The 9464-nt window shown below is 54.6% G+C and carries 5 protein-coding genes and 1 tRNA gene; 1 reads left to right on the forward strand and 5 read right to left on the reverse strand.

Annotated features, from left to right (window positions below; genetic code table 11):
* Positions 1-132: 132 nt before the first annotated feature.
* The 4 genes from ACAW87_RS21200 to ACAW87_RS21215 form a co-directional block, all read right to left on the reverse strand.
* Complete coding sequence (locus tag ACAW87_RS21200) at positions 133-1143, reverse strand: YrzE family protein (RefSeq protein ID WP_370725644.1); 1011 nt, start codon at positions 1141-1143, stop codon at positions 133-135.
* Positions 1144-1326: 183 nt separating this feature from the next.
* Positions 1327-1668 (reverse strand): YtxH domain-containing protein, encoded by a 342-nt coding sequence (locus tag ACAW87_RS21205; RefSeq protein ID WP_370725645.1) that lies wholly within the window; start codon positions 1666-1668, stop codon positions 1327-1329.
* 390 nt (positions 1669-2058) lie between these two features.
* A tRNA-Gly gene (locus ACAW87_RS21210) sits at positions 2059-2131 on the reverse strand.
* Between the two features lie 121 nt (positions 2132-2252).
* Positions 2253-6590, reverse strand: coding sequence for a T9SS type B sorting domain-containing protein (locus ACAW87_RS21215; RefSeq protein ID WP_370725646.1), 4338 nt, complete (start codon positions 6588-6590; stop codon positions 2253-2255).
* Positions 6591-6814: 224 nt separating this feature from the next.
* Between ACAW87_RS21215 and ACAW87_RS21220 the strand changes: the two genes are divergently transcribed.
* On the forward strand, positions 6815-7855 hold the full coding sequence (locus tag ACAW87_RS21220) for a PorP/SprF family type IX secretion system membrane protein (protein ID WP_370725647.1): 1041 nt from the start codon (positions 6815-6817) through the stop codon (positions 7853-7855).
* Between the two features lie 242 nt (positions 7856-8097).
* Here ACAW87_RS21220 and ACAW87_RS21225 read toward each other — a convergent pair whose 3' ends face one another.
* Positions 8098-9357, reverse strand: a complete 1260-nt coding sequence (locus ACAW87_RS21225) for an aspartate kinase (protein WP_370725648.1) — start codon at positions 9355-9357, stop codon at positions 8098-8100.
* Between the last annotated feature and the right edge of the window lie 107 nt (positions 9358-9464).

A 9464-nucleotide genomic window follows, 5' to 3' on the forward strand; every position in this document is an offset into this window, starting at 1 on the left:
ACAGGTTTACTCATTCGGCAGTTTACCATGTCGGCGTTTACGGTTTCAGACAAAACCGATGGCCGAACAACCACCCAGTCTGAGTAATTATCCGGCCATCCATTCTCAGGTCATTCCCGCAGATCGGTTCGATCAATTGCGCCCTTCTTTCGACTCGGTGCCCATTTTGGCTCCAAATCCAGAAGCAACAACGCCGACTAGCAGTCCGAAGAAGCCGAATATGGCTGCTTTCGATGCGGCCCCAGCGGCCGCATCAGCCGCTTGTAGTGCCTTCACCTGGGCTTCCTGTTTGGTTTGTTCAAATTTGGCTGCTGCCTGTTTGTACGTGCTGATCCAGTTATCCACGATCTGCTCCGACTCGGCCCGGCTTTTTCCGGTCCGTTTCATCACCACATTCACGGCATCTTCCCGGTCTACACTGTTCACCGTTGCTTGCCCCTGTTTAAACAGTTTGCTGAATAGCCCGCCCGCAATATCGTCTGTCGACTGTGGATCGGTTGCCGCCCGGTTGGCCGCCGTTTTCGCCTGCTGACCTGCCTGTTCGGCTTTGCGCTCCAAATTATTCGGATTCAGGTTCGCGTTGCCGGTTTCGCGCAGTAACTGGTTGGCTTCGTCTTTCAGATCGCCTAAATCCAGGTTTTGCAGGTCGATGCCGTTTTCTTTGAGCTGCCCCTCCACGGCGTTACCGATGCCGGGAGCAGCCGCCGAAACAGCCGAGCCCGCCGTGCGAACCAGGCCACCCACCAGCCGACTTGCCCCGCCAATGAGGCTACCAACGGTTGTGGTCAGAAAGTAAATGGTCAGCAGCGTGGCCACACACCAGGTGAGCACGCCATGAATGATACCGTCGAACAAACGGGGGGCGCTCGCTAACCGCCCGGCAATCCAGCCGCCCAGAAACAGCGACAACAGGCTACTGATAATGTACCAAATGGCGCTCCCCGTGCCCAAACCGGCGGTTGGGTTGGCTTCGGTGGTTGCATCGACTGTGCTCAGGCCAATGCCCAGACCCAACAGCGTCAGCAACATCTGGCTGACAATAGCGACCAATACACCGGCGAAAACGGCGCTCCAGGAAATACGTTTCGCAAAAGTGGTGCGGCCATAAGCCGAATCATTCGAGTAAGAAAGTTCACGTTCCATAACGGTCAACGTTGATTGATTGATGGTTTCGACAAGGCGCAGCAAACAGAGCCCTATGGCCTGGTGTACGACGCGCGTAGTTGCCGATTCCGGGTGATAAAAGACGAATCCCTGACTTGCGGAGAATCAGGGATTCTTTCATGGGTATTGAGTAAATCAGAAAAGCCGGCCAAACAGGGCTGCCTAGAAGAAACGGCTGTTGCCTTTGAGGTTGTCAAGGCCCGACTTGGCATCGTCGGCCAGTTGCTCGGCTTTGTCCTGGGCTTCGTCGGCAACATGGCTCACGTTGCTTTTGAGATCGTCGTAGCTGTCTTTCGCCTGCGACTTCACCTTGTTCCAGCGGTCTTTGGCTTTATCGGCCTTATCGCTGACAGAGTCGGCAATCTGCTCGCGGGTATCCTTACCCGACCGGGGGGCGAAAAGGAGGCCAATGGCCAAACCACCAAGTAGGCCGGTCACTACACCTGCCAGGTACATCTTGTCGGTAAGGTAATCCTGAGGGTACTTTTTTGTCTCGAAGAACACGATGTTGAGTGATAAACGTTGGATATTTTATTTTCCAACTGCCTGTTTACAATATCATGCCAGCGCATTTGTTACTACACTAATGGTCTGTACGTGAGTATTTTGATAAACTACTCTATAAAATAACTAGTTATATATTGTGGGAATTTGTCTACAGACTAGGGGTACATTTGCTTCACTAGATACAAGCAATGGCAGACACTATAGCCGTAAGTAAGCCTAGTTGTTTTACTCATTTCCAAATACGGTAACTTCTGCTGAATTAACCAGACCACCTACCGCCGCTTCGGATATGTTGTCGTTCTCCTGTTAAGTCCTCTGCTATGTTCGGGATCCGTACAGAAAAGAATCAGCCAGGCAGGTACGTACCTGACTGGCTGATTTTCAATGAGCGGGAAATGGGGTTCGAACCCACGGCCTGCAGCTTGGGAAGCTGCCGCTCTACCAACTGAGCTACTCCCGCCTGAGGGTAAGCAAAGATAGTTGTTTGTTCAACGGAGCGTTGCTCCGTTAGGCCGAAAGGCCAAAAAATATCCGCCAAATTGGCCTTGCAGTCTAACGGAGCAACGCTCCGTTGAACAGGCTTACCGAAGTAGCAGCACCGAGCCGCGTTTGACGGCGGTGGGGCGCTCGGGGAAATACTGGCTCTTGTAGGAGATCACGTACGGATACACCATCGTTTGTGCCGGTTCGCCCCGGTACGTACCGTCCCAGGCGGGGTTTTCGGTTGTGCTCACGAAGATGACTTCTCCCCAACGGTTATATACCCGCAGTTCAAGGTCAGTGGTGTAGGCGTTGAGCGGGATGAACGTATCGTTGTTGCCGTCGCCGTTGGGCGAGAAGGCATTGGGGGCAAACAACCGGGGTTCGCACAGGTCGACCACCCGGGCCGCATCGCGGGAAATACAGCCATTGCTACCCGTCACCACCACCGAATACGTACCCACCTGACTCACCAGCAGCGTGGTTGAGGTTGTGTTCGACGTGGTCCAGACCACCACCTGATCGGGGCTTTGGGGTACAACCCGAAGTTGCGTTTGTCCGTTGTCGCCCACACAGATGGCGGCATCGCGGGTGAAGCCGAAACGGGGGGCGGGTAACACATTCACGTCAACAATGTCGGTCTGCTCACAACCGTCCAGGTTGGCTATCACGGTGTAGCGCCCCGTTTGTTGCGGAACAAGTTGCGAGCCCTGCGTGCCATCGCTCCAGCGGAAGAGTGACCCCGGCGAACCGGTAGCCTGTAACACCTGCCTTACGCCTTCGCAAAACTCAGCATCGGGTCCGGCGTTGACCTGGGGTGTTTGTTTCAGGGCAATCTGGCGCGGGGCCGAGTTGGCGCATCCGTTCACGGTGACTGAGTAAGTCAGCGTAAGCACCTGCCCGATGGCGGCGGCCGACGGAATAAACTGGCCCGTAGGATTAACGCCGGTACCTTCCCAGATGCCGCCGCCGGGACTATTGCCCGTCAGTTGCAACGACGTGATCGACTGCGGCGCGCCCAGACAAAGCGATAGGTTGGCCCCCGCCGATACCACGGGTTTTTCCACAAACCGTACCTGCAGGCTGCTGTTGCCAATACAGCCGTTGAGGGTGTTGGTGGCCGTGAGTGAATACGTACCTGCGGTGTTTACCGACAGAGTGCGCGTGGTGGCTCCGTTGCTCCACTGATAATTTACGTTGGCGATCAACCCACCATCGCGCGGAATGATGAGTACGGTGTCGCCGACGCATTTGCTACGGTCGGGACCAAGATTCAGGGCTGCCCGGGTATCGAGGCCCACCGTAACGGCCGACAGCGAGGCCACACAGCCCAGGTTGTCGACCACAGAAACGCTGTAGACGCCCGCCGACACGCCGGTTAGCGCGGGAGTGGTACTGACAATACCACCGCTGCTGTTTCGCCACTCGTATAGCGTGGGCGTACTGCCCGTGGCACTCAGTATGGCCGAGCCGCTGCCGGGTACACTGCACAACTGCTGACCGGTTTGCGCCGTTAACGTCGGCGGCAATGCTCTTGATCTGAGTTCATACGACGCTACTGTTTCGCAGGTGTTTTCGTCGGTTACGCTAACGGTATAGGTGCCCTGCATGAGCGCCGACGCCGAACTGCCCGTGGTTGAAATAGGCGTTCCGCTCACGGTTGTCCATGAGTAGGTAAACGAGTTGGTTGGCGACGTTGTACCCACTGCAATGGTGGTGGGCGCGGGAGACACCGAGATTACGCCGTCGATGGTGGTACAACCGGCGGGGTTGGTCAAGCTGGTGGTGAGCAACGGTCTTTTGGCTGGAATCAGAGTTATCAAATCGCTGGCCGAACACACCACATTATCCAGCGTGGTGAATGTACCGGTTACTGAATACGTACCCGGCTGGGTCACGGTTATGTCGCGGGTGGTGGCTCCGTTGCTCCATTCGAAGGTCTGATAACCCTGTACTTCGGGTACTTCAATGGTACGGGTCGAACCTTCGCATATGGGCAAGTCGGGGCCGAGATTGAGCCGGGGTGGTATGCGTATGTTGATATTGATTACATCCGATTCAAAACATTCGCCGCCATTGCCAATAAAAGCGGTATACGTACCCGGCACGGTCGTGGTCAACGACCGGGATCGGCTGACTATGCGCCCCCGGAAAGCCCAGGCGTATTCTTCGGCTTCAGCGGCAATACTTACTGAAATGGGTTTATCAGTACATCGATCAATATCTGGACCAACGTCGAACGGTTTCGGTTGTTCAATGACCGTGACCGACGTGGCGGCGGTGGCAGTGGTACAGGTAGCGCCGCTCGAGGTGACAACGCGCACGTCGAGCGTGGCCGAATACGTACCGGGTGTTGTCAGCTGCACCGTTTGCGAGGTAGCCGTAAACGAGGGTATCTGCGCTACAATAGCTCCCGCGCTGTTTCTGACCGTGAGGTTATAGGTTTCTTTCAGCTTGGGGCAATAGGGTGTAATCTCGAACGTAACCGGGTTGCCTTCGCATACGTTACTGGCCGATAAACCGGCACTGCTCGACGGATCGGTGAAGTTGACTACCTGGTTAGGCAAACCCAACTGACTGATTTTTCCGCCCAAATCCTGTCCATTTACCGTAAATGTAGGTGGCCGCTCAAAGGGGTTCGTAGTGAAACCGGCACTGCCATCGGCGTTATCGATAACCGCCAGCGACGTTTTGTCCTGAACAGCCACGTATATTTTACCGTCGGGGCCAATCTGTAGCGAACCGTATTGCCGGGTTGTGCTTTCATCGATCAGGGCGCTGGTACTGCTTGGGTCGTCAACGGTGATATCGTACTGAATAATGCGCGATAATCCCGTCTGCGTCTGCACGCCGGAGACACTGGTGACTTCGCCGAGTAAACTGACGTAGACCTTGGAGCCGTCGGGCGAAAACTCGACACCATAAGCGGTGGGGGGAGCGGGGCCAAGGTCAATTTTTTTGTCGGGACCCGTCAACACCCCGGTTTCGGTGTTGAACGAGAATATCTCGACGTAGCTTTTTTGTCGGTCGGGGTCGGTGCTGTTGGGGTCGCCGGGAATCACCACCGCAACCGGCCTCACAGCGGTATTGCTATTTCCTGTCGTCACTGTTCCCGAATCGGGTGGAGCCGGACCGAACTTGATCTGTCCTTCACCCCGCGCCGGTGAATCGTGGGGCGTACCCAGGCAATATTGTTGTTGCGTTGAACTGGTGGCCGTTGTCAGGTGATCGACCCGGAAACAGTTGGTGCCATAATCGTGGGTAAGCACCCAGTAGGTCGTGTCTCTATCATTTCTGACGGCGGCCGACCGTTCGGTACTGCTCGATGAGGTAGATGAGGTAACAACGGGCAGGTTTTGCTGAATCACCGCCCCGTTACCTTCGTTCCGGCGCATATCCACTACGCTGTAGGTGATCTGGCGGGAGCCGTTGATTTCGGCAGTCGTGTATACGTAGTAGAGGTAATCGCAACCCCGGCAAACGGGCTTGGGTACAATGATCGCCGACTGGGTAGAGCGTTCATTTCCGCCTAATACGGCCGACCCGCTGGTGAGCGAGCCGCTGATGGGGTCGAACAGGCGCATCGGATTACCGTCTTTATCATAAACCGTGATGCCGTCGCTGTAGAACAGAATATTGCCCTTGGTATCGGTGATAGAGGCCGAGCCTTCAATGGTGGTTAACTTGCCATCGGTTAAGGGCGTTGGACTATCCCCTTGAAAATCAAGACCTGCATTGTTGCCAAAGTACCATTTCGATCCCGGTGAGCCGCTTTCTTCCGGGCACAGGCTGACTCGTATTCGATCCTGCGTAGAACAGCCCGATTCGTTGGTTACTTCAACTGAATAACAACCCGAGGCCGTGGTACTGATGGTTTGGGTAGTTTCGCCTTTGGGATACCACAGGTACGTTACGTTAGAAGGAGCGCCGCCGGGGTAGGGGTTGAGGGTAATTTCGGTGCCTTTACAAATGGTGGTATCGGGTCGCCACTGCTGAAAGGCCGGCGGGGGAACGCCCACCGAGACGGTGAAGGAGGTGGGGTCGAGCACGCTGGTGCTAACGACCGACGTAACCACATCGGTTACGCTGATGGTACGAGTAATCGTGATTGTTTTGGTACCCGGCGTGGTGAACGACATACTGGCCGTTACGCCCGTTTGCGGAGCACTACCATCAATTACCCACTGCGTTTTATCTTTATCAACGGCGGGGTCAACATCGAAGAAGTTAACCGGGTCATTGCCGCAGGCGGCTCCGCCAGTTGTAGAAAGCGGCACGCAGAGACTACCGACAATTTTAATCTTATTGGCCAGTTCGGTTTGTCGGATGGCCGACGCCGAGCTGGGTGACGTTTGCGCCCAACCAGTGCTGCTGACCGCCAATAGCCAGACCACCGCCCAAACGATAGAATAAAGACCGTATCTTACCTGGATTACCATTTGTTGAGAGAGAACGAAAGTCTGGCCATCATATAACAGAGAACAGACCCGTTACGTTATACTAAACGAATCCTGCCGCGTAAAATTTTACCTGTAAACCGCTGAGTTAAGCAACCTTTGTTGTCGCCCGGCGTACCCACATCGACCCACCAACTGCCAATGCCTGCTCATCTAATTTCGACTGCTTATCCTATTTGGCAATGAATTTGCGTTGCTTATCCAGCATGGTTATACGATATACGATTCTTTGCCTCCTGGCGTTGCTGTGGGCTCCCCTGTGTTTTGCGCAGGATCCTCAGTTCACGCAGTTCTACGCGGCCCCGCAATACCTCAATCCGGCCTTTGCGGGTTCGGCCTTAACACCGCGTGCCACCATTAATTACCGCAACCAGTGGCCTGCCATTACCAACTACGTCACCACGGTGGTTGGCCTCGACTATTATGCCCCGAAACTCAACAGTGGCTTTGGGCTGATGCTGGTGAGCGACAATCAGGGGCAGGGCGCAGTACAATCTACTGAGATTGCTGCGCAATATGCGTACCAGTTTCAGGTAAGCGAATCGTCGTTTGTCAGGCTGGGGGTGCAGGGTAGCTACGTAAACCGGAATGTCAATTACTTTGGCCTCACCTTCGGCGATCAGTTTTCGTCGCAGGGGCTTATCAGCAACACCACCAGCGATGCCCTTATTGCGGCACTGAGTAACGCGCCCAACAACCGCTACGCCGATTTTTCAACCGGTGGTCTGTTCTATTCCGACTGGTTTTGGCTGGGTGCTTCAGCGCATCATATCAGCCGCCCCGATCAGAGTTTCTTTGAACCCAACAGCAGCCGACTGCCCATAAAGGGTTCTTTTCAGGCCGGTCTGCGCATTCCTCTGGCAGGATTTACGGGCTATGGCGATGAGATGGATCGCGAAATCAGCATTTCGCCGGTAGTGCATTATAAGTTTCAGGGTAAATACGACCAGCTTGATCTGGGGGCGTACCTGACGTATTCGCCCATTACGGTGGGGGCCTACTATCGGGGCATTCCGTTTAAAAAGTACGATCAGCGCATCAATAACCACGATGCACTCGCCGCCCTGATTGGCTACCGCGCCGACAAATTCTCGATCGGCTACAGCTACGACGCCACTGTCTCGACCCTCGGTTTTGCCAGCGGCGGTTCCCACGAAATATCCATTTCGTACCTCTTCGACCGCCCCGAAAACAACCGCTCTCGCTATAAGCCAAAGAAAGGCATGCTGTCGTGCCCGAAATTTTAGTTTGTGGTGTGTAGGTTTGGGTTTGATGTTGCGCTACTATGTGCTGGCGCGAGCGTTTGCTCGTGCCCCTTATTGGCAAGCATTTGCTTGTTGCCCGACAGGGCAATACGGTAGCTCCAAAACGGGTATGTATCCAGCAGCAATTGCCCTCACGGGCAGCAAGCGAATGCTTGCCAATAAGGGGCACGAGCAAACGCTCGCGCCAGCACATAGCAACGCAACCACACGCCACAAACCACGAACTATATTTCTTCCCTCACCACCAACTGCACCGTGCTGCGGCTTTTTTGTTCTAGGAGGAGTTTTTTGCCTACCAAGACACGGTCGATGGTGCTTTGGTCGTAATGACGGATCGTGATGAGCTCCAAGGCTTCGTTGTAAGTGACCCGGAAATGGGCGCGCAGTTGTTCGAGCAAATCGGGAATACGGTCGGGCTTGCTGTCTACTACCACCGAAAAGTTGAGGGCCGTATGCTGCATCAGGTTGATTTTCACCCCCGCCGTGGCGAATAAGCCGAAAATGAGACTCAGATTATCTTCGGCAATGAACGAGAAATCGGTGGGGTGCAGCGAAATCAGCAGTTGATTGACCTTGAAAATAAACGAAGGGGTAGGCTTGGCAACGGTGGGCGCGCCAACCAACGTACCTGGCTGATCGGGCTTCAGGAATGATTTTACGTATAGCGGAATGCCCTTATTCTGAAGCGGCTTTATCGTTTTCGGGTGAATAACCGTAGCGCCATAATACGCCAGTTCGGTGGCATCCTGATAGGTCAGCTCGGGCAATAATACGGTATCATCGAAATAGCGCGGGTCGGCGTTGAGCACGCCGGGTACGTCCTTCCAGATCGTGATGCTTTCGGCCCCGAGGCTATAGCCAAAAATAGCCGCCGAATAATCAGAGCCTTCGCGGCCCAGTGTGGTTGCTTCTCCGTCTACGGTACCGCCAATAAATCCCTGAGTCAGCACCAGGCCGGTCGATTCGCCCACAAACTCCTGAATAAGCGATTGGGTCACGGACCAGTCTACTTTTCCCTCGCGGAAAGTATCGTCGGTCCGAATCAGTGTTCGGGCGTCGGCCCAGCGCACCGGTAAGCCGATGTGGGTCAGGTAAGCCGCCACAATACGGGTCGAGATCAGTTCACCCATCGACACAATCTGGTCATAAACGGCATCGTAGCTACTACTCAACGGAGCTGTACCGAGCTTGCCAGCTATCGATGAGAAAATAGTTCGTACGGGAGATAGTAGCTCGTCGGGCAATTCAAACTCGGCAACGATCAATTCATGGGTGATAACCACGTTTTGCCAGCGTAGTTGGGCTTCGTCGAGCCGCCCGGCCATGTAGCTTACCACAATGTCTTCGAGCGCATTGGTCGTTTTACCCATGGCCGAAATCACAACGATCAGGTCGTTGCCCGCCTCGCGCTGAATGATTGTACCCACATTGCGGATGCCCGCCGCATCACGCACCGAAGCCCCACCGAATTTATAAACCTTCATTTTTAAAGAATTAAGAATTAAGAGTTAAGAATTAAGAGCGGTCCGCCGCTGCGGTTGGCTCTGCTATTGATCAAACGCTTGGCAAAGCAGCGCCAACCGCAGCGGCG

The organism is Fibrella aquatica (assembly GCF_041321135.1).
In the GTDB taxonomy this organism is placed as follows: Bacteria; Bacteroidota; Bacteroidia; order Cytophagales; family Spirosomataceae; genus Fibrella; species Fibrella aquatica.